This is a genomic window from Acidaminobacter sp. JC074 (assembly GCF_022496765.1).
Taxonomy (GTDB): Bacteria; Bacillota; Clostridia; order Peptostreptococcales; family Acidaminobacteraceae; genus JABXKX01.
Genome location: NZ_VANV01000023.1, coordinates 36,022 through 58,734 on the forward strand (window position 1 = coordinate 36,022; position 22,713 = coordinate 58,734).

Here is a 22,713-nt window from a genome sequence, read left to right on the forward strand (position 1 = left end):
AATATAATACTCATGGGTGTAGCTTGCCTACTACTTTGGTAGTATTAGTTGGCCTTCTTGATGAAATTATCGAGGGTAATAGTAGATTCAGCCATCATCATGAAATAATAGATTCTGGTTTCATCAAATACAAAGTACTCAGTTTTCTTTTCTTCTTTTGTGTCTATCTGATAGTAAAAGACCGGCTGTCTAATTTCATCAGATATTTTAATTAGATCATCCACGCCTGTGACTCTTATTAAATTTGCATAACGGTTGGTCATTGGTTCATAGAGCCTTGCCAGTCTTTCACCATAAGCTTTATCAATCTTTACAAGTTCTTGGTCGTAATGAGTGTTTCTCTTCTTAATGGTAAGCTTGAGACTTATAATGATGCCTATTAGGGCCGCTAGTGCTACAAGTAAAAATACATAGAACAAGAAACCTGTTTTTGTAGATTCAACAACTTTTTCTTCTGTTATGGTTTGGTCTAGGGGTTCAAAGTTTTCTGTTACAACCTTAAAGACCGATTGATCAATAGGGACAATTAGGGCCATTTGATGATCAATTGGAATGATGTAATCATCTCTTTTGATTTCGCCTTTTAGATGATAAACAAGTTTAAAAGATGTTCTTGCAAACACTTCCGCCTCTTCCATAATGGCATCCAGCATTATTTTGTACTTGTTTAACTGATAAAACTCCTTGACTTCTATTTGATTATTTAACTCATTTTGTGATATGGACTCAGTCTTATGAAAGAGGATTTCATCTTCTTCTCCAAAGATACCTTCCATAAGTATATAGTGGTCCAGAACAAAAGTAGATTCTGTCTGCTCATCAGTTATGATATCTAGCTTAAAATTAGAATTCATGTTGTTTACAAACTTATTAATAATCAGTCGACTGTCATCAAGTGTCTTTTCTTCGTACATACTATTTTCTAGTAAATAGAATGTAGACTTAACTTGAGGCAGAATTTGATAATTAAAAACAGGCTGATCAATGGTTTCTGTCACTGTAACATTGTAGTTTTTATAAGCCATCCAACCTGAAGCAGCCATGACGATTAGTAAGACAATGGCAATGACGATTTTTATTTTTGATACTTTCATTTTAATCCCTTCCTAACTCATATTCTTCTTCAACCTGATCTTCAAGTGTTTCTTGTGTTTTTGTTCTCATTAAGAGAGCAGGGGTGCCAAGATATTTAACCGAGTAGATCATCTTGCCTTTAACTTGTCCAAACTCTACTGGTTTACTATCTTCGGTATTGTTGTTATCACCCTTGGTGATGTATTTACCATCTTCTATTTGGACCACCCTATGTATGATGAAGTAATCATTTGCCCAAAATTGGATGACATCACCTATCTGGATATTTTCTTTATCTACCTTTTGCATGATGGCTACATCACCTGGATACATGACAGGTTCCATAGAACCTGTGAGAATGACAGTCGGAAAGATAGGAAATAAGCCTACTGCAAACCAAACCACAGCTATACCGGTTAAATAAGTTAAGGACCATGATAAAGTGTGACTGGTTACTCTAGGTCTTCTATCTCTGTTATCTCTCGTAAAAATGGCATTTTTTAAGAAAGTCAAACTGAGCACAGGGTATAGATTACCCAGTAGGGCGCTTGTAATCCATTTAAGGTTCGGTAGCACAGGGAAGAAGAATATCATGCCTTCAAAGGCAAACTTCATCATAAATGACATCCATACACCACCCAGTAAGGAGGTGTTGACTAAGAAGATATTCTTAGAGATCTCTGGCATAAGTTCAGAACCAATAAACTGGACGTTAGATTGCAAAGTACCTGTCAGTAGGCCTGTGAAGTCACTGACTCTAAACTCTGCTAGGGTAAAGATAATGACGCAGACTGTCATGATTAAGTATCTTCTCTTCTTTGGTATGCTATGGACCATAATGGATCTAAAACATTCTAGTGTTAAGAAAAAGGGTATAAAAGTTAGTAGATTTAAACCAATACCTCTAGGTGTTGTATTAAATGGATTTTTTCCAAATCCATCAATGAAGCCCAACATAAAGTAAGTGATAACATAGAGTATGGCTATGATAACCATAAAGGTAACAAGAACATAGCGATACTTTAAACTTACATCTAAGATAGGTCTCGATTGCTTGAAGAAGAAGTAGATTATGATACCACAAACAAGTGGTCTGATGATATGGTAATAGAGATTCAAACTTGGCATATTGTAAATCATTTGCTTGTTGATAATTACAAATAATATGAATGCTAATACGGCTAGCCAACCTCTTTTTTCTTTAGGAGTCATGAGATCACCAACTTTATTTGTGTGCCTGCTCCTGGTTGACTGTGAATTTCAAAAATACCATTAAAACTATTAGATATTTTCTCCATATTTTTAAGACCCAGCCCTCTTCTTTTGAGGGTGCTCTGGTTAAAACCTTTACCATTATCTCTAATTTCTAGATATATTTTTTCATCTGCTTCAGTTATAGAGACATAGATCTTGTTGCATTTACCATGGTTAACAGAGTTAACAATGGCCTCATTGATGACTCTAAATAGACTGTATTTTATATCATCACCATAATCATCAAAAGAATCTAGGATAGAGGTTTCTATGGTGACATTATAAATCATGGCTAAGTCTTCTATATAATCAACCATTCTTTCTCTTTCAAGATACTTTTTACCCTTGTTGATAGACATCTTGTAGATGATGTCTTTTAACTCAGCATTGGTGTCTTTTAAGGTTTTTCTTAGTGTAGACATTTGTTTGTTTAATAAGTCGTTGTTATAAACTTCAATTTGATTTTCAATATTGTATATAAGACAACTTGAGGCAAAAAGACTCTGATTGACTTGGTCGTGTATCTGCTCTGCAATTCGATTTTGCTCTTTTTCGATTAATAGATCACCATGATAGTTTAAGAGCTTAAGTCTAGAAGCATGAATGTTAAAAAGCTTTCTTATAAACTCTAGGTGCTGTTTGATTTCCTGATGCCAAACCATGGTCTCCAAGTAAGTGCCGAAGTAGACTTTTGAGTTATCAAAATGGATGACTTGGTAGATAAGCTTTACATTGTCTGAATGGCCTGTTTGAGCAAGGCTTAGAAGTTCCTTTGTTAAACCATCTACGTGCTCAGCCAGGAGTAGGTCACTTAAGTTTTCTTTGTTGACAATGATGAACTTAGAATCTATGTCATCCCATTTTTCAAAGTGTTCCTTTAAAATCTCGAGACTTTGCTTAAATGTATTGGCATAGGTAAGGTTGTCCATCAAATCAGTTGTTCCCAATAGACTTTCTGTTAGGATGGCTTTGCCTTGATAAGATTTTTCTAATGATTCATGCTTTATTCTTAATATTTCTTGTGTGGCTTTTAGATTGTCCATGATTTTATTGAGGACTATAACAAATATTAAAACGACGATAAATCCAAAAATTACATGGGCATCACTTAGGCTAATTGTTTTGTGCTGTTGGTAAGTATAAAATGTAATGCCGATACAAAGAAATATGTTAAAGATGATAAAGGTGTTTCTCTTTCTACCATTTAGTTTTACGATGACTAGTAGGACTGGATTTAAGAGCATCCAGAAATAATAACCAAAATAAACATCAGAGTTGATGAGGATAATGCCAATACCAATGGCTTCTAACAAGCATGCAATTAAAATAGCTGTTTCTCTTTCTTCGTTATGTGTAAAGTAAAGCATAATAGAGTTTGAGACAATCAAACATGAAATGATGATTAAGTTTGTATTTGCCAGCATCTCAGTTTCATAAACAAATGATAGAAAGACAGCAAATATCATTGTTGCCAGCCTGAAGCGAGCGACAAGGTTTTTTGCTTGTAAATCATTCATACATAAAACCTCGATTCAAATAATCTTCAAGTGTTTGAATGTTTTCAGTTACTTGAAAACTCAAATCGCGCTCAATCAAGCCTTGTTCTACTTTTTCCGCAAGACTCATATCAAATGTCCGCATCCCCATAGATTTGTAGTGTTCCATGTGATGGCCTAATTGAGATAATTTATCTTCTTGAATGATTCTTTTGATTGCCTGATTATTTAAAAGGATTTCGTAAAGTAAATGATCTTTGTTATCAACATTTATTTTTTTATGGCTGACAATCCCTTTAAGGTTTTCAGACAGTTGGTTTTTATAGTATTTCCTTTCGTCTTCATCAAATGCGTAAATGAGGTTTTCAAGTGTAGATGAGACGTTGGAATTGTTCATAACAGCCACTACCAGCTTGCCTTGTGAAGAAAGTTTGATTAGGTCCTGTAAAACGTGTTTGTTATTAGCCTCATCAACAAATAGAATATCTACATCCTCTAATAAGGCATTCTTGATTGCCACTGAATAATCATTGAAGTCCAAACCAAGTTCTTTTTGTTTGATGATGGACTGGTCATGGTTCATCAAATACTCGATATGTTGATGAAGAGAGATCACATTCTTGCTTTTACTTGTGTTGGTTTTGTGCATAATATGTGACATTGTTGTGGTTCTACCGGAAGATTTTTTGCCGCTGATTATAATTAAGCCTTCTTCAAATTCTGATAAAAGATCAATGACCTGAGGATAATCATAAATAAGATCATGTTGATTCTTGTTCATCCTAACATTTAGATAAGGTGTTCCCCTTTGAAACCCTGCTACAACTCTTACCCGACCTAAATCATCTAATACACATGAGGTTAAAATGGACTTATCCTTGTAAAAAGTTTCTTTTTGCTCACGTGAAAACAAGCCATCAATGGTTTGCCTGATGACTTTATCTGTAATAATGGTTTCATCCATTTCATATGTGTTGTTTACCTTATATCTTACAGGCGTCCCAACCGCCATAAAGATTTCTTTTGCCCCTAACTGCTTGCCCCTATCAAACATCATAACAACCCAAACCTCCTATACGTAATTGCTTTGGCAATACAGTATAGCTTGATTCCTATTAGAAAATTCCATTTTCATGAATATATTTGTGATGTGTTTTTTTACTGTATTGACACTAATAAAAGTCTTTTCAGATATTGCCTTATTGGATAAGCCTTCACCAACTAAACGTAAAATTTCTTTTTCTCGTTCTGTTAATCGATCCGATGTTTGAGTCATTTGCTTGGTTTTTTGTATGTTATAAAATATAGGATCAATATACTGCCTACCACTTTTTATGGTCTTAATAGCATAAACTAAGTCTTCTGGTATACATTCTTTAACAAGATAACCATCTACATTTAAGGCCATTACTCTTTCAAAATAATCCTGACGAATAGATGAAGTAAATACCAATACTTTATCAACGCTTCTTTCATCAATAACTTTACCAATGAAACTGAAACTACGTTTGCCTTTTAGGCATAAGTCAACGATTGCTAGGTCATAGTGATTCAGTTGTGATTCCAATTCTGCTTCTCTTAATGAATTGACAGAAACAACATTGTGTGCTTCAAAGGCAGTTTGAAGAATCATCTTTACACCTTCTGCTACCAGAGGGTGGTCTTCAACGATTAAGCATTTCATAGTATTAGACTCCTTAAAAAAAAACAAATTAAATAGATGTTTACTTTTGTATTTAAGATTATATATTAATTTGATGTAACATATTACATTATTGGCTATTTAGCCGATTATTCTAACAATTTAGCCTTATATAGGTTTAAATCGCCATGAGTATGAAGAATTTCAAATACTTGAAAAATATTGTGTATAACTGGAAAAAATAATCAACTTGTGCTACCAAATAACACGTAAATAAATGAAAAAATGAATAGAAAAAATTCGCTGTAAAATCATAATTGCAATATTTAGTGGATAAATTTTGCTAATTGAGAAGGAAATATTTGTTCTTGTCATCATTCATGTGTGTCGAAAAAAGTCGAACTTTGAGTGAAATTGATATTTCAAGGATTTAGTAATGGAAGATTATTATTGTGTTTTGGTAATTGAAATTAAAGATCTTAATGATAATTTTCCACTAAAGTGTGAATGATTTGAATAGGTCTTAGTGATATTTGTTCTGCCATTGGCTATTTATGTCACTGAGATGGCTAATTATGCAATTGTATAGAAATGGAATCAGGCCATTTATTATACTGTTATTGGTTGTTTTGATTAAAAGAAATTTTCGAATGGAGGCTTGCTATGAAAAGGAAGATAAAGAAGTATTATATGGTTGTCTTTGACCTATTTGCCATAATGATTTCCTTGATGGTAGCACTTCTCTTAAAGTATGGCTTTGCCATTCCAGGATCACATATAGATTTTTTAGTTTCTACTTTTTTTGTTGTATTCGTTGGAAAAGTAATGGTATACAAGGTGTTTTCTTTGTATTCCAGCTTGTGGGAGTACGCTTCAATAGAAGAGTTGATGCAAGTAGTTGGTGCTGTATTAGCTTCTAATGTCTTAACCATTCTTTATATGTATACTCAAAAGAATCCTATACCATTTGGGGTGCTTGTCAACGTTATGATGATCGAAATCCTCATGGTTGGCGGCATAAGATTCTCTTACAGAGTGCTTAGACGTCTGAAGAATCACAGATCAATCTTCAGACAGAAAACGGAAAAGAATGTGCTGATTATTGGCGCTGGTGCAACTGGCGGTATGATATCTAAAGAAATTGTAAACCATCCTTCAGAGTATGGTAAGCTGATTGGTTTTGTAGATGATGATCCTTTAAAAGAAGGTAAAACACTAAATGGTGTAAGAATACTTGGTAATCGGTATGATATCTATTCAATATGTAAAAAGTACAGTATAGATGAAATCATACTCGCTATTCCTAGTGTTGATAAAACTTCTAAGGCAGAAATACTAGAAGAATGTACACGAACAGAATGTGAGTTAAAGACACTGCCTGGTATCACAGAATTAATTGATGGTAAGGTTTCGATGAATCAGATCAGAGATGTTGAGATTGAAGACTTACTTGGCAGAGATACTGTGAACTTGGATATGGGAAAAATTCGAAGCTATATTCAAGGCCGAACTGTACTTGTAACTGGCGGAGGTGGCTCGATTGGCTCTGAACTATGTAGACAGATTGCCAAATATAATCCATCGCAATTAATCATATTAGATATCTATGAAAACAATGCCTATGATATTCAAAATGAACTTTTAAGAAAGTATCCAAATATAAATCTTTTGGCTTTAATAGCATCAGTAAGAGATTCAGAAAATATAAATCGAATTTTTGACACATATAAACCAGAAATTGTTTTCCATGCTGCTGCTCATAAACATGTGCCGCTTATGGAGACTGCTCCTAGAGAAGCCATCTTAAATAATTGTTTTGGAACTTTAAATGTAGCCAAAGCGGCTCATGAATTTAAGACAGATCAATTTGTTATGATCTCAACAGATAAGGCTGTTAATCCAACCAATGTTATGGGGGCTAGTAAAAGAATTTGTGAGATGATTATTCAATCTATTGCTCAAATTTCATCCACTAAGTTCTCGGGTGTAAGATTTGGTAATGTGTTGGGTTCAAACGGTAGTGTGATTCCTCTTTTTAAGAGACAGATTAAAGAGGGGGGACCTGTAACGGTTACACATGAAAATATCATCAGATATTTTATGACCATTCCAGAGGCATCTCAGCTGGTATTACAATCTGGTGCCTATGCTAAGGGTGGAGAGATCTTTGTTCTAGATATGGGAGAGCCTGTAAAAATTTATAAACTGGCTGAAGACTTAATCAGACTTTCTGGCTTTGAACCTCATGATGAAATAGAGATAGAAGTGACAGGCTTAAGACCTGGTGAAAAACTTTATGAAGAGTTATTAATGAAAGAAGAAGGTATGAAGGAAACACCGCATTCAAAAATATTCATTGGAAAACCGATGTTTGCAGACTTCAAAGTTTTAATGAATATGCTTGATAATCTTAAAAGTGTTCTCGATACAAATGATAATGAAAAACTACGTGAACAAATTAAGATAATGGTGCCTTCATACCGACCTAACAAAGAATTAAATGAAGATTTTATTGATAAAGGTTGTACAAATGAGTTTGAAACAGCTTATAAGATAAAGTGATTATCCAATAAGAAATACGAAAATACCGATAACAAGTGGTACTATGATAACCGAACTTAGGATCCAGAGTTGTGTTTTCTCCTTACGAGTTAAGACATCGCTGGCCTCGTAGTATCTTTTGTTTTTTCTATGTAGTAGTTTTTTTATTGCTTTAAACATGCTATCTCCTTTTCTTACCATATTGATTTTATCAAAAATCTTTTCAAGAAACAAACAAAATACAAAAAAATTTAACAAAACGACATTTTTAGGAGGATTTCATGGAAGAGATCGAATTACGTGACCTGTATTACATGATTGTTAAGAGAATTTGGTTAATTGTTCTCATTACTGTACTATCTGTGGTTGCGAGTGGGTTGGTTAGTATGTTTTTGCTGACGCCAGAATATGAGACATTTACAACATTAATGTTAGGTAAACCGGCAGATTATAACTCTGAGGAAAGCTATACCTATCAAGATGTGTTAACAAACCAGAAGCTGATTGGGACATATGGCGAAATTGCAAAATCGCGTGTGGTTCTTAATGAAGTGAAGAGTGAGTTGAACTTGGACTTAAAAACTTCTGAGCTTAGTGAAATGATTTCTGTAACGCTTTTAAAGAATACAGAGATTATTAAGGTAACTGTTAGAGATGTGTCACCGGAAAGAGCAGCTGATATTGCCAACTCTGTAGCAAAAACATTTATGAAAAATGTTTCTGATATCATGCAGATTAACAATGTACAGGTAATTGATTCAGCTGAGGTACCAGTTAATCCTGTTAGTCCAAGAGTAAAGATGAATATTGCTATTGCTGGTGTACTTGGTGTTATGGTCAGTGTTTTCATTATCTTTATAATGGAGGCTTTTGATAACACAATCAAAATTCCTGAAGATGTAGACAGATATTTAGAATTACCTGTAATCGGTATGATTCCAGAGCATGATTAGGAGGCAAAATGGAAAACAGAAGAATAATTGTCAACGAAGATCCTAAGTCGCCTGTATCAGAGGCTTACAGAACTTTACGAACCAATATCCAGTTTTCTGGTATTGATAAAAAAATAAAAAGTTTAGTTGTTACTAGCTCTGGAGCTGGTGAAGGTAAAAGTACGACATCTACCAATATGGCTGTTGCATTTGCTCAAAATGGCAAGTCTGTCCTATTAGTTGATGCAGATTTAAGAAAAGCTAGACTTCATAAGCATTTTAAAGTAAGCAATGAAAAAGGTTTGTCTAAAGCAATTTTTGAAGGTAAGTCGATCATGACATACGCTCAAGCATCAGGGATAGAAAACCTTTCACTGTTGACGGCTGGCATCACACCACCTAATCCTTCAGAAATGCTTGGATCTCAGAAAATGAAAGATATGATTGAAGACGCAAAAGCCAACTTCGATATGGTTATCATCGATTCACCACCTGTTGGTTTTGTAACAGATGGAGCCTTATTATCTTCATTTGCAGATGGTACTGTTATTGTAGCTGCAGCAGGTCAAGCTGATGTCAAAGCGACTCAACATGCAAAGCAACTCCTTGAAAATGTTAACGCCAACATTTTAGGCGTAGTTTTAAATAAGATACCTATAACTGGCAGTGGCTATTATAAATACCACTACTACTCTTATTCAAATGATTCATACTTTGATGAAAAGCCAAAGAAAAAAGGCTTGTTTGGAAAGAGGAAATCATGATAGATTTGCATTCTCATATAATTTTTGACGTAGATGATGGTTCAGGCTCTTTAGATGAGTCTATGGCCATCATTAAACGTGCTTATAGACATGGTATAACAAAGATGTTTACAACTTCTCATTATATAGATGGTTCTATGACTGCAGAAAAAGAGGAAGTGTTAGTTAAATTAGATGTTCTAAAAGAAAAGCTTGAGGAAGAAAAGATACCAGTGGATTTATTTCCAGGACATGAGATCTTTCTAGACAATCAAGTGGTTGATTACATAGAATCTGAAAAAGCCTTATCTTTAAATGGCAGTAAGTATATTTTAGTTGAGCTGCCTATGCTGAATGAGTTAAATAATCTAGAAGACATTTTATTCGAAATACATATAAAAGGTTATGTGCCGATCATTGCTCATCCTGAACGTTATGTTTATGTTCAAAGAGATACAGATTGTGTTAAAAAGTGGATTGAATCAGGCGCTTTGTTACAATTGAATTTACCATCGCTTTATGGCAAGTATGGTCCTCTTGTTGAAAAAACAGCAAAGTCTTTGTTAAAAAGACAGATGATACATTTTGTAGGTTCTGATGTGCATAATATAAAATCTAGGGCGCTTTCCATAGAAAAACCTTTAGGCATAATTGATGAGATTCTTGGTAAAGAAAAGCTTTATCAAATAACGGATGAGAATCCTTTAAAGGTAATAAATAATGAAATAATTGAACCATTTGATATTTTAGATGAAAAAGTATCATTTATGACAAAAATAAGAAAGTTTATAGGTTAGGTGACCATGTTAAAGAAAATATTAATAGGTATTTTAGTGATTGCCTTAATTGGAGCTGGAGCAGCTTATTATACCTATAAAAAAGTAGAGAAGCAGTTTGAAACTTATATGCTTCAAGAAGTAGAAAGACAACTTGCAGCAGCTGAAAAAGCTGTAGAAGACAAACTACCGGATATTCAGTTACCAGAGGAGTCACAAGGCAGTGGCTCTGAAGAAAGTGAAACCACAGAAGTTGAGGCTCCTGTTGACGAAAGTCAAACAGATGTAACAATAGAGACAACAATAGAAGTAGTAGAAGAAACTCCAACAGAGACTGCAGAAGATACCCCGGCAGAGACAGTAGTGGAAACTCCTACAGAAACTGTAGAGGAGATACCTACAGAAACTGTAGAGGAAACCCCTGCAGAAACTGTAGAGGAAACACCTGCAGAAGCTGAAAAGGAGACACCTACAGAGACTATAGAGGAAACTCCAGTAGAAACTGTTGAGGAAACACCTGAAGAACCTGCATATACAATCGAGGATTTTGAAAGGGATAAAAAAGTGGCTATGGATTTGGCTATGTCTAGATTATCAGCATCTCAAATTTCTAGACTAATTGATCTTGCAGAAGGTGGCTTTTCACCTGATGAAAAAGCTGAAGCTAAAGAAATGTTTTATAGTAATTTTACTAATGAAGAACAGGAATGGATATTAGATATCTATGTGAAATATTATCACTTAGTCAATGAAGGAGCATAAAATGAAAAAAGTATTATTGATACTGTTGATGTTGATATTATTTACATCATCAGTATTCGCAGAATCGCTAGACAGCAACTATTTGGATTTAATTTTTAAGTCATTTGAATCTATGTCAGATGCTGAAGTTAAAAGCAATAAAATGATATTGGAAACTTTTATTACCAATGATACGGGACTTGAAGTATTGTACAAGAAAGCACTAGAAAAAGAATCTGCAATGGAAGCTTATAATATTTCAAAATCTGATGTAAGAAGAAATATTGATGCTTTGAAAACTTGGTCTGTAGAGGATCGTCTAGCTTTAGTAGAAGCTGGAGCAACAGGTGATAAGTCAACAGTAAAAAAGTTAAACAAAAAATATGAGGGAACATCGACTAGTAATACGGGTGGCGGAACTGTCGTTCCTAGTGTAGTCACAGATGATAATATCAATACCGTAACAAAAGTAAATATAAAATCTGGTCTTATAAAGGAGGAAATTCAAGTAATTGAAAAATTAAAGGGAAAAAGCTTTAGAGATACAGAAAACCACTGGTCAAACCAATATGTTACTTACTTAGTAGAAAGAGATATTATCTCAGGTAAAGATGAGTTTAATTATGATCCTGAAGCTTCAATTAACAAAGCTGAAATTGTTACTCTAGTAACAAAATTGATTGTTGATGATATGTCAGTTATACCAGTTTATACAGGAGAAGTTGCTGATATTACTGAAGGAAAATGGTACGACGGTCACATGCAAAGAGGACTGATTTTGGGACTTGTTGAGCCTAATGAAAATGACTTGATGGAGCCATTACATTTTTCTACTCGAGAAGAAGTAATCGACATTCTAGTTAAGGCTATTGAAGTAATGGAAATTGAAATCTCTGATGATTTAAAAGTGTATTCAGGTGATTTTAAGGACTTTAATCAGGTTGCTGAAGATAAAGTTGAGGCAATGACGATTGCCATCAACCTTGGATTTATCTCTGGAAAAGGAGATGGTGTTTTAGATCCTACTAGTGAAATTAAAAGAAGCGAGATTGCAGTTGTAATAAATAAGTTATATTTATTTATTCTAAATAACCTATAAAATGTTTTGAAGATATCAAAAAAACTAAAAAACCATGGTTAGTTATGCTTTATTTTGGCTAAATATGGTATTTTGGTTTTCTTGCTATTTTGTTTTATATATCATTAATATGTGTATTTAGAAGAAGTTTAAGGGGAGGAGAAATGAAGCGAGTTGGAATAATATTTTTGATATTTGCATTGCTCATATCAGGAATGAGTTTTGGAGAAGTTTCAAATACCGAATCTACACCACAAATGACAGTTAACCTAATAGACCATGAAGGTCATCCGGTTTCTACATTTATGGTTTGTTGGTTGTTTACTGATGGAGAAAACGGTATTGAAAGAACAGAGTTTGCTAAAAATGCAGATAATGGTGAATTTATAATAGATACAAGTCAGTTCAAAAAAGGATTAACAAAGACTTATCTGGTATTTTACTCACCTATACAAAAGTATATGTCAAACTCTTTGCTAGTTGACATACATAATCAAGATCTTACGGAGAATTTTGATTTAGGTACTGTAGAAATTCAAGAGAATGTTTTAGAAGGCAGTGTTCGTGTTCCAGAAGGCACTAGTAATCATGCTGAGTTGGAAGTGTTATTTGGTGATGTTTTATACAGTATGTCTACAACTGGGACAGGTAACTTTAGAGTAGCCCCTATTGTAGAAAATTGGGATCAACCTGTGACTTTAAGAGCAACATATGACAATGTTGTGACGACGGATACAAACGTTGCATACAATGCCAAAGATTATGTGATGGTTTTAGACAATGTAAAGTATTCATCATTGACTCTAAATGTAGAAGATGTTGATGGAAGTTCTTACAATGGTGAAGTTGTTTATAATATTTCTAGTAAATTTACAAGCGAATTTGGTCAAGCAACAGTAGTTGATGGCAATGTAGACATATATTTAGATAATGTACGAAAAGAAGAAGGATTCAATTATATAGTTCTCGCTCCATTAGATGTAACTAAGGCCAATACAAAGTTCTTAGATATTACGAATGTAAACTTTGATGAAGCGACTGTAATTGATGAAGCATTAAGACTACAAGCGCCAGCTTATAGTGGAAACATTAAATATGATAAGACTACTTCGTTCGAAAATGGGCATATTGGTGCAAGGTTCGAAGATGGTTCGGTTGTAAAGTTGCCTTATGATGCAGAAGGAACATTTTCTTTAGCATCTCCTAATGATGAGATAAAACCAACATTCGATTTGGGCTTTGCTATTGAACAACCTCATAACTACGAATTATATGAACATATTACATTTGATGAGGAAAATCATCAATACTACCTTTATGATGATAGAAAAACACATATGAAACTTAATCTTAAGTATGCGGATGGTAAATATGTTGATAATCTTGTTAAATATTTTCTTTATAGCGATAGTGAAGTAAAAACGGACGTGATTGTTCCTATGAATGGTTTAGTAACAATAGATTTTTCTAAATTGCAATCAGTTAAGGAGCCAAAATACATTGTCTTTTCGGACTTATATGGTGATTTTGCCAATACATTAAAAGTTGATTTATCTAATCAAGATTTTTCAGAAGCTTACTTCCCTGGTGAATTCACAATACAAGAAGCTACATTGACAGGTCATGTTGAAGAGAATGGTGCTCAAGTACAAGATGCAAGTGTAGAGTTTAGGTTCGGAGATGATGTTTTTATAAACACTCTAGATTCTGAGCATAACTTTAAAGTAGCACCTTTGGTTGATGCATGGACTGGTAACGTTGATATTAAGGCTACAGCAAATGATAAGTTTGGTACTGCTAGGGTTGCACATGATTCTAAAGATGTAACTGTTATTTTAGATCAGGATGTTCCAAAACCAGACATGTTAACAGCTACAGTACATAACCCAAGTGGTCAAGTCTATAATGGAGTGGTGTGTTTTGCTGTTGAAACTGAAACTGGTATAAAAACTCAAATGATTTTGTCAGATAATGGTCAAATAAATGTTGAGGTAGACAGTATTGAAAAAGGTAATGATTATACTTATGTAACTATTTTTCCAGAGAATACTTCTATTGCAAACTCTATACCTAAAAATGCGACAAACTGGGATTTAAGTCAATCTTTAACCATTTCTGAAGCGTTTACACTTCAAGGTGCCAATGCAAGAGGGGTTTTAAAAGATGAACATAACAATGGTGCCTTAGGTCACATTGTTATTGAGTACCAGGATGGCAGAATCTTTAGAGTTCCTACTAATGTGAATGGTGAGTTTGCAGTATCACATTTAAACAACGGTATTATTAAGATGTACGGTGTAGATACAGTTAACAATAAGAAATCTGCGGTTCAGGAAGTAACGGTGGATACAGATAATCTAGTATTTGAAGCTAATCAACTTCTTGTTGAACCAGCAAGTGAAATAAAACGAGTTGAACTCGATGTTATTAAAGATGGTGAAGGTATCGAGGGCATTTACACATTAAGTGATCAAGATACATTGGCTTTTGCATTGCCTGAAAAAATTGAAGGGACGATAAAGGTAACTGCATTTGATCAAAATGATGATCCTATTGAAGTTGAGAACATTACTTTAGATATGTCTACAGATTTTGGCAAAGTTCCAACATTATCATCAGATACATTAACAACATATGAGGTTGCAGGCGGTTATGGTGATCAATACTTTGGAAAGTTGATATTAGATGGAAACGAGTTTGATATTGAAATGCTTATTTATCAAGGAAAACTTGGTCTAGCGACGATTGAGAACAGTTCAGGTAAAGCTTTATCAGGTAGATTAGCTTATGACATAAATTATCAAGTATCTAATGGTGGTCAAAAGGGGTCGACAACAAATGGTAAGGCTTACAATGGTATTTTACCAATTCCGATTCAAAATGATTTTGTAAATATTGATTATGGTTATGTACTTGTTTCACCAGAAGAAATGCTTGATGGTAGTCATTATGCAAACAGTATAGTAGCAGATATCACTAATAGTATGCGTGATAATGGCAGTGAGTTCTTTGATCTTGGAACCATTAAATTACAAGATCCGGTTTTAAAAATCGAAGTTACTGATAAGAATGGTGATCCTTGGAGAAATGCAACTGCCAATATGAATGTCAACTACTCAGGTACTATGAGTGGCTTACAACTTGCACGTATTGTCGTGAGAAATGTTGATGGTTTTATAGCTCTAGCTAACTTTGGTCCAGGTTTTGAGACTGTTCTGGATATTGATATTGAAGAGTTTGGTCCGATTAGTAATTATCCTGTATATCTTACAAATGTAGATATTACAGAAAAAACAACAATTCAAGCAGCTAGTGATAATGTGAAACTTTTCATTAAAGGTGATATTCTTCTACCTAACGGTGACTCAATCCCAGCAGGACAAGGAAGAGATACCTCATTGGTTGTTAGAGGTATAGGAAATAACAATCATCATTATGAGAGTTATTGGTTCAATACTGTTGAATATGGTGTACCAGCTCTTGAAGTTGGTAAAGAATATGAGATTCTTGTAAGATTTGATGTTGGTGATTTTAATGATAAAAAGATTACTGATACATTACCGATTACTGTGCTAGTAGGTAATACGCCTGAGGAAATGGTGGTTAAAGATCATAACGGAGATATCATTCAACTCACTAGTGAAGATATTGATGATGACTCTATCGTATATGATTTTAAAGCAACTAATCCAGTTATAAGAGGACATGTTAAAGCCGGAGATGAGTTTGTTAAGAATTTAGATGTTTCAATATATAGCTTAGAAGGTGAAAAAATAGCAAGTTCAATGGTACATAATGCTACTACACCAAACAAACCTATTGATGAAGGCGTCTTTATGATTGGTGGTATTGAAGCGCTTACAGGTGAGTATAAGCTTGTTGTTGATGCACCTGAAGATACGATTGACTATACAGGTTTTGAAAAAATAATGACTTTCCCTGTAACAGAGGAAGTCACACTAGAATTACCTGAAACAAAAATCAAAGGAAATATCATTGTATCTGATTCAGACAAAGATGAGTTCAATGATCGCTATAGAAGAGTCTATGTTAATGTATTTGATGAATATGGAAGATACTTAACCAATGGTCAAGTTAAATCCAATGGTCAGTTTGCTATGGGACAGTTAGATTCAGGTAGATACTATGCTGAAGCATACGTAAGTCCATATGCAGATTTAGCATCTAAATATATCAGTTCAGAAAGAATCTTTTTCAATGTTATGGGCAATAATGATGAAACATTCAATGTTCCGCTAAGAGAAAAAGCTGCTACATGTGTTGTTTTAGATACAGATAATCATAGCGTTCAAGATGCTTGGGTGATGATTTACGATGAGGCATACAATGAAGTAACTTCTGTAAAATCAAATGAACAAGGTCAATTTGCAATTCCTGTATTGGCTGATGGTAAATACTTCATCAAAGCCTTAGCAGCAAGTAACTTATCAGACTCTAGTACGTATGACATAACATTTTCAAATGGTAAGTATACGGGACCGAGTGCTGTATGGTTAACTAAATCTCAAGTTATTGGTTCTACCTATGCAGGTCAAACGCTTGTAGATGCACAAGTACTTGTTTTCAATGAACAAAAGCAATTTGTAGCATTCTCGAAAACTACAGATAATCAACCATATCAGATAGGTGGGTTAAAAGATGGTACTTATTATCTTCAGGCAATTCCTAAGAATCCAATCGATGGTTATACTCAAAGTGATCTTATAAGAGTTGAGATTACATCAGGTGAGTTTGTGATGGATTTACACTTCAAAGAAGTTGGTTTGACTGGAAATGTAGTAGGTCCTGAGAATCAAATGATTAATGATGGTTGGGTACATTTATATATTGGTGATGAAATTGTTGCCTCATCAATGATTATAGATGGTACGTACAAGTTTGGTGAATTAGATAGTAATAAAACTTATACAGTGATTGCAGATGGTACGAATACACCATATCATGCCTCTTCGAAAGAACTTGTAGAAGGTAATACAGTTAATCTTAAACTGTCATCATCTGCATCTATAAAAGGAAAACTTGTTTTAAATAGCGAAGTTGTTGAAGGTGAAGTTGTTTACTTATATGACGGTGGTAAATCGCCACTAGTATCTGTAAGAACAAATGCTTTTGGTGAGTTTAATTTTGATGGGCTCGCTGAAGGCGATTACATGGTTGTCATCAAGACGCGTTCGGGAGAAGCGCTTGTTGAAGATATAAATTATAGTGGTACCGAGGTTAATCTTGGTACAAAGGATATAAAATAAGGAGTGAACATGAAATTTAATCAATTAGTGGCAAGAGGGCTTGTATTGGCTCTACTTGCATCAAACATTCCGGTAGCCCTTGCTGAAACTACAGTTCCTGCTATACCGGAAAGCCCTAGCATTGAATCAAGTACAGTACCAGCTTACTCTAGTTTGGTTACTGAGGATCTTGTTAATAACAATGATCTTTTCGAAAAATTACTTGAGAAATTTAAAATTGCAATAAAGAAAGATGAAAATGTTGCAAGAGTCTATATGATTAAGACTCAGTTAAATACTCAAACAATCAAAACTGAGGTTGAAAAGTGGTTAGAGGCAAACAAGAGCATGAAAGATAATCTAGCGCTTTATGGCCTTGATGCAAACTCAATTTCTGATTTAGTAGATGCAGTTATTGATGAACTACCGACTGAAAGTGAATTAACGGGTGCAAACCCAGACATGTCGAACTTGTTTGTAAAAATGTATAAAGATCCAGATGAAATTACTTATAGCAAGTATGCAACTGATATCCAAAATCTTTCTGTAAGATTGTACAATGAGTTACCAAATGAGGTTCAAAGTAAAATGGATGAGTTCACTAAGGGTGGCGTGTCTAAGCAACAAGTAGTGAAGCAAATCGTAAACGTGTTGATTGATGAAAAGATTGGTGTCGTAAAGAAAGATACAAGAACTAGCAATCTATCTGAATGGGCATTTGGTATTCCTTCAGATTCTACTGCAAAAGAAAAAATTGCAGACATTTTAAAAGAAAATGCTGATGGACCGACTGATGCAAATATCAATGAGTTTGCAGAAGCCTTTTATAACCTAGGTGACATTGTTATTGAATCAGCTTATAACTCATTAGAAGCAGATGGTAAAGTTGCAATGAACATCTTATCTTTTGAAATGGGTATGTTAAAAGAGCTTTTATGGACATCGCCAAATCCTAATGATAATGATGACGACGATGACGATGATGATGACGATAACAACTCAGGTTCATCAGGTGGTAATGGTGGTGCACCTTCAGGTAATACAGGTGGTAACAACAACAATGATGATTCTGATTTAAGTGATGACGATCAAGATAAAGTTGACGATATCAAAGACAACTTACCACAAGCTGGTGAAGATGCAACAGATGCACAAAAAGAAGCTGCTAAAGATGCTGCTGACGACTTAATTGCTAACATGGATGAAGATGTTGCAAAAGCAAAAGATGCTGATAAACAAGTAGAAGCAGTATCAGAAGTAATTGGTGATACAATTGCTGCCTTAGATGCTGAAGAAGCTGTAGAAGTTGCTGAAGAATTTGTTGAAATGGTTGATTCTGTTTTAGACAATCCAAATGTTTCTGTAGAAGAACAAACAGAAATGGTTACAAATGTAATTGAAAATACATTCTCTAAGTTAGTTGCTAATGAAGAAGCTACAGAAGCTGACTTAGTAGAAATTAAGGAAGAAATGGCTGCACTTGTTGAAACAGTTGTGAAAAATGCTGCAACAGTAGAAGTACTTGAGTCTACTACTCCACAAGCTGGTGAAGGTGCTTCTGAACAAGTGAAATCTTTTGAAATCGGTGCTGCTGATTTGAAATCAACGATTGCAAATGCAGTAAAAGTTCAAGCTGAGTTAGCAAAGACTTTAAAAGACAGCGGTATGGCTGATGTAGCGAAAGAAGTTGAGAAGGTAGTAAATATTGCATTACCTGAAGTTAAGGCTACTGAAGAAGTTGCACTTACACTAGACGCTGAAGCTGTTAAGACTTTAGGTGAGCAAGGTGTTGGTGTGACTGTAGAAGCTAAAGGTTTAAACTTTAAGTTACCTGCTGAATTAATGAAAGCTTCAACTGATTTATCAATCACTTCTAAGCCTGTTACAAGAGCAGACAATTTAACAACAAACACAGATGCTGGTAAAGTAATGAACCATAAGACGTTAAACGTTTCTGTTGCTGATGGTGAAGAAACTGTTAAAGGCATGGTTGAGTTATCATTTAGTTTAGATGATGTTAATGTAGATTTAGACCAATTAATGGTAGGTGTATTTGAAGATGGTAAATGGACTAAGTTAGATTACACTGTAGTAGATAATCAAGTTGTATTTACAGCACCTCACTTCTCTATTTACTCATTGATGACATTTACACCATCATTTACAGACATTGAAGCATCATGGGCTAAGAAATACATCACTTCTTTAACAGCTAAAGGTATTGTAAGCGGTAAGTCTGCAGAGATGTTTGATCCTAATGCTACTTTAACTCGTGCAGAGTTTACAACTATGATCGTGAAGCACTTAGGTTTAGATGTAGAGATGAAGCAAAACTTTAAAGATGTTTCTGAAGATGCTTGGTACTATAACTACATTGGAAATGCTGGTTTAAATGGTTTAACTGCTGGCGTTGAAAATGGTGAGTTCAGACCGAATGATCCAATTACAAGAGAAGAAATGGCTGTTATGCTTTACAGAGCTTACAAGCTTAAGAGAGGTTTCGCATTAGAAACTGGCGCAGCGCCATTCTCTGATCATGCTAAGATCTCTTCAGATGCATTAGACGCAGTATATGCAGTAAGAACAAATGGTATTATCTCAGGATACCCTGATAATACATTCAGACCAGAAGCAAATGCTACTAGAGCTGAAGCTGCAACTATGTTGTATTTATTCTTAGAAAAATAATTTGATTGCCAGACTTCGGTCTGGCTTTTCTTATTTGGTTGTTTATACCTCATTTTGGTTATTTATGGCTATTTAGTTTACTTTACATTTCTTGGGATATTTTTAGGATAAGGGGGATGTATGAAAAAGATATTGGTAATGATAATTTGTATGACACTAGGTATGAATTTATTTGGGCAGGCTCTTGCATATAATTCGAATTTTTTAGAAGAAACTGATCTTGATACTGATCGGCTATATAAACTACTAAAAGATAAAAAAATCAACTATTCCAATTATATAAGTGAGGTATGGAATAATTCAGATACTAAGTTGCTAAGAGAACATAATATAGAATTAGATGATTTGACCTTATATCATGATTTTATATTAGAAGAAATGGCAATCATCAATGAGTATGGCTATGATCCAATGATGCTAAAAGAAGTGAAGTTAAGTTTTATTACTTTGTTGCCAACAGGTTTAACAGAATTGCTAATGGAATTTGGTTCACCGGATCAAGTTTTGATAGACTTGCATGATCTTTTGATAAGTCATGTATTTCTGCATTGTTCAAATGACGATCAAGATACATATTATTTAGGTGTTACAGATGAGTTTATTGAAGATGTTAAGATTCATTTGTTGTCATTAAATGATGATAGAATGCTTGTTGAAGAATTAACAAATATCTATATCACAATAGTCTCAATTCAAACATCAGTTTATAACGAGATTATAGATGGTCAAATGTTTCATAAATATTATCAACGTTTGGATGCATTGAATTTGATTCATGAAACATCAAATCCAAAACCTAACGGCAAGATTGCCATTGTAAGTGATCATATTCCTTCGACAACGGAGACGATTGATGATGTTAAAACTAATGATTGGAGACATGCTTCTTTTGGTAAACACTATTCAAGTGACTTGGTTTCTTATAGTTCTTTTGCTAAAACAGATTTGCTTAAAAGTAAATTAGCTGATTTGTTTAAAAGCGATGTTGTAGTCGAAAGCGACCTGATAACACGTGGAGAGTTTGTACAATTGATATATGACTTATCCCCTAATCGTTTTTCGGATTTTGGTCAATTGTTTTCTGATCATGCTGAGTTAAGTGAAAACAAAATTGCAATTTACTCATTAAGAGGCGCTGGCATAATAGCTGGTTATGAAGACAATACTTTTCGTACTGAGAACATTTTGACATGTGCTGAAGCTGCAGTCATTCTCGATCATTTGGAGGTATACTTAAACAATACAAAAGATGCAGATTGAAATTAGCTGATTACAAGGTGTTCAGCTGGGTAGTTTTTTAATAAGAGAGGGTAAATGGATTCGTTCAAATAGAGATGACTTTATTTACCTTAAAGTTTTCTCGAAATGGCAAGTAATGTGAAAGCACTATACGCAAAGCTATAGGGCCTAAGGCGTAAGCTATGGTAGCCAGTTATCGAAAGAAATCTTATTGACACAAATTCTATAATCACATCCAGTTAATACGATTCTTTCCTACATAAGGGCAAACTTACTGTGAAGTAAGGACGCAAAACTATAGGGTCTCATTGAGATAGCCAGTTACTGAAAAGGAGAGGATATTATGTTAAGAAAAAGTCTTATCATGTTCTGTATTTTCACAATGATGTTGTCAGTAGCTGCATTCGCTGACAATAGTTATTATAGTTTGGATGAATCTGAAAATGGAATCGTCATTATTAGTTACCCAGTCGAATCAGATATCAGGTATAAGGTCATGTTGAAGAAAGACAATCAAAAGTATTACTATGACATGATAGAAAATGAGGTGAGATTACCGCTACAAATGGGTGAAGGTATATATGAGCTTGCAATATTAAAAAACCAAGCAGGAACAACATATACTTATGAATATGAAACAACATTTAAGGTAGATGAAGTCAATGAGGAAGCCTTGTATTTAGCAGATACAGTTAATGTAGATTGGTCTTATGACCATGAAGCTATTGTATTTCTAGAGCAACTGATTCTGGAGGATGCTTCAAATCTTGAAACTGTTGAATCGGTTCATTCATACCTTGTAGAAAACTTGTTTTATGATTATAACAAGTTTGACAATATAAAAGGAGCATATCTTCCGGATATAGATGAAACATTTTCATCACAATATGGTATTTGTTACGACTTCTCTGCTTTGTTCGCAGCCATGCTTAGAAGTGAAGGTATCCAAACAAAACTCGTTATGGGTTATAGAGCGGATACACCTGTTTACCATGCATGGAACGAAGTATATCTTGATGGTCAGTGGCTAATTGTTGATATAACCCTTGACGTTGAATATCGAGTAAAAGGATTTGCATACGAACAATTCAAAGATGAAATGTTCTATAGCAAAGATTCGGAGTATTGATTCCATTATCCTCTCTAGTTTGTGTTCTTACACAAAATGTGAAATCATGTTATTTAAGTTAGAATATTTGGCTTAATAGGTGTCTTATACGTCTAAATACACTTAAAGATGTATTTTTTTTTGCCTATCTGATA

The 22,713-nt window shown here is 34.2% G+C and carries 16 protein-coding genes and 2 riboswitches; of the genes, 10 read left to right on the top strand and 6 right to left on the bottom strand.

Annotation, left to right across the window (positions count from 1 at the left end):
* Positions 1-44 precede the first annotated feature (44 nt).
* Genes EZV73_RS22345 through EZV73_RS22365 form a run of 5 tightly spaced genes read right to left on the bottom strand, consistent with a single transcriptional unit; the run spans position 45 to position 5,508 of the window.
* Positions 45-1,094 (bottom strand): DUF5305 family protein, encoded by a 1,050-nt coding sequence (locus EZV73_RS22345; RefSeq protein ID WP_240842668.1) that lies wholly within the window; start codon positions 1,092-1,094, stop codon positions 45-47.
* 1 nt (position 1,095) lies between these two features.
* Positions 1,096-2,286: a signal peptidase I gene (locus tag EZV73_RS22350; protein WP_240842669.1), complete on the bottom strand. Its 1,191-nt coding sequence runs from the start codon at positions 2,284-2,286 to the stop codon at positions 1,096-1,098.
* Positions 2,283-3,845, bottom strand: coding sequence for a sensor histidine kinase (locus EZV73_RS22355; RefSeq protein WP_240842670.1), 1,563 nt, complete (start codon positions 3,843-3,845; stop codon positions 2,283-2,285). Before EZV73_RS22355 ends, EZV73_RS22350 begins: the two co-directional genes overlap by 4 nt.
* Entirely contained in the window at positions 3,838-4,881 is a 1,044-nt protein-coding gene (locus EZV73_RS22360) for an ATPase, T2SS/T4P/T4SS family (protein WP_240842671.1), read from the bottom strand. Before EZV73_RS22360 ends, EZV73_RS22355 begins: the two co-directional genes overlap by 8 nt.
* A gap of 15 nt (positions 4,882-4,896) precedes the next feature.
* Positions 4,897-5,508: a response regulator transcription factor gene (locus EZV73_RS22365; RefSeq protein ID WP_240842672.1), complete on the bottom strand. Its 612-nt coding sequence runs from the start codon at positions 5,506-5,508 to the stop codon at positions 4,897-4,899.
* A gap of 621 nt (positions 5,509-6,129) precedes the next feature.
* Here EZV73_RS22365 and EZV73_RS22370 point away from each other — a divergent pair.
* Positions 6,130-8,028, top strand: coding sequence for a nucleoside-diphosphate sugar epimerase/dehydratase (locus tag EZV73_RS22370; RefSeq protein ID WP_240842673.1), 1,899 nt, complete (start codon positions 6,130-6,132; stop codon positions 8,026-8,028).
* Here the strand turns inward: EZV73_RS22370 and EZV73_RS22375 are convergent, their stop codons facing one another.
* A complete protein-coding gene (locus EZV73_RS22375) occupies positions 8,029-8,187 on the bottom strand; it encodes a hypothetical protein (RefSeq protein ID WP_240842674.1) in 159 nt (52 codons plus the stop codon).
* Positions 8,188-8,288: 101 nt separating this feature from the next.
* On the opposite strand from EZV73_RS22375, the gene EZV73_RS22380 reads away from it, so the two are divergent.
* The 9 genes from EZV73_RS22380 (at position 8,289) to EZV73_RS22420 (ending at position 22,579) form a co-directional block, all read left to right on the top strand.
* Complete coding sequence (locus tag EZV73_RS22380; protein WP_240842675.1) at positions 8,289-8,960, top strand: YveK family protein; 672 nt, start codon at positions 8,289-8,291, stop codon at positions 8,958-8,960.
* Between the two features lie 8 nt (positions 8,961-8,968).
* A complete protein-coding gene (locus tag EZV73_RS22385; protein ID WP_240842676.1) occupies positions 8,969-9,703 on the top strand; it encodes a CpsD/CapB family tyrosine-protein kinase in 735 nt (244 codons plus the stop codon).
* Positions 9,700-10,479, top strand: coding sequence for a tyrosine-protein phosphatase (locus EZV73_RS22390; protein WP_240842677.1), 780 nt, complete (start codon positions 9,700-9,702; stop codon positions 10,477-10,479). Before EZV73_RS22385 ends, EZV73_RS22390 begins: the two co-directional genes overlap by 4 nt.
* Positions 10,480-10,485: 6 nt before the next feature.
* Positions 10,486-11,220, top strand: coding sequence for a hypothetical protein (locus tag EZV73_RS22395; RefSeq protein ID WP_240842678.1), 735 nt, complete (start codon positions 10,486-10,488; stop codon positions 11,218-11,220).
* A gap of 1 nt (position 11,221) precedes the next feature.
* Positions 11,222-12,298 carry an S-layer homology domain-containing protein gene (locus EZV73_RS22400; protein WP_240842679.1) on the top strand — a complete coding sequence of 359 codons (1,077 nt, stop codon included), beginning with the start codon at positions 11,222-11,224 and terminating at the stop codon, positions 12,296-12,298.
* Between the two features lie 143 nt (positions 12,299-12,441).
* Positions 12,442-17,544, top strand: coding sequence for a carboxypeptidase-like regulatory domain-containing protein (locus EZV73_RS22405; protein WP_240842680.1), 5,103 nt, complete (start codon positions 12,442-12,444; stop codon positions 17,542-17,544).
* A gap of 9 nt (positions 17,545-17,553) precedes the next feature.
* A complete protein-coding gene (locus EZV73_RS22410) occupies positions 17,554-20,211 on the top strand; it encodes an S-layer homology domain-containing protein (RefSeq protein WP_240842681.1) in 2,658 nt (885 codons plus the stop codon).
* A gap of 120 nt (positions 20,212-20,331) precedes the next feature.
* Positions 20,332-21,471, top strand: coding sequence for an S-layer homology domain-containing protein (locus EZV73_RS22415; RefSeq protein ID WP_240842682.1), 1,140 nt, complete (start codon positions 20,332-20,334; stop codon positions 21,469-21,471).
* Positions 21,472-21,568: 97 nt separating this feature from the next.
* Positions 21,569-21,651, top strand: a riboswitch (cyclic di-GMP riboswitch).
* A 53-nt stretch (positions 21,652-21,704) separates the two neighbouring features.
* Positions 21,705-21,779, top strand: a riboswitch (cyclic di-GMP riboswitch).
* Between the two features lie 14 nt (positions 21,780-21,793).
* Entirely contained in the window at positions 21,794-22,579 is a 786-nt protein-coding gene (locus EZV73_RS22420; RefSeq protein ID WP_240842683.1) for a transglutaminase family protein, read from the top strand.
* The last annotated feature ends 134 nt before the right edge of the window (positions 22,580-22,713 follow it).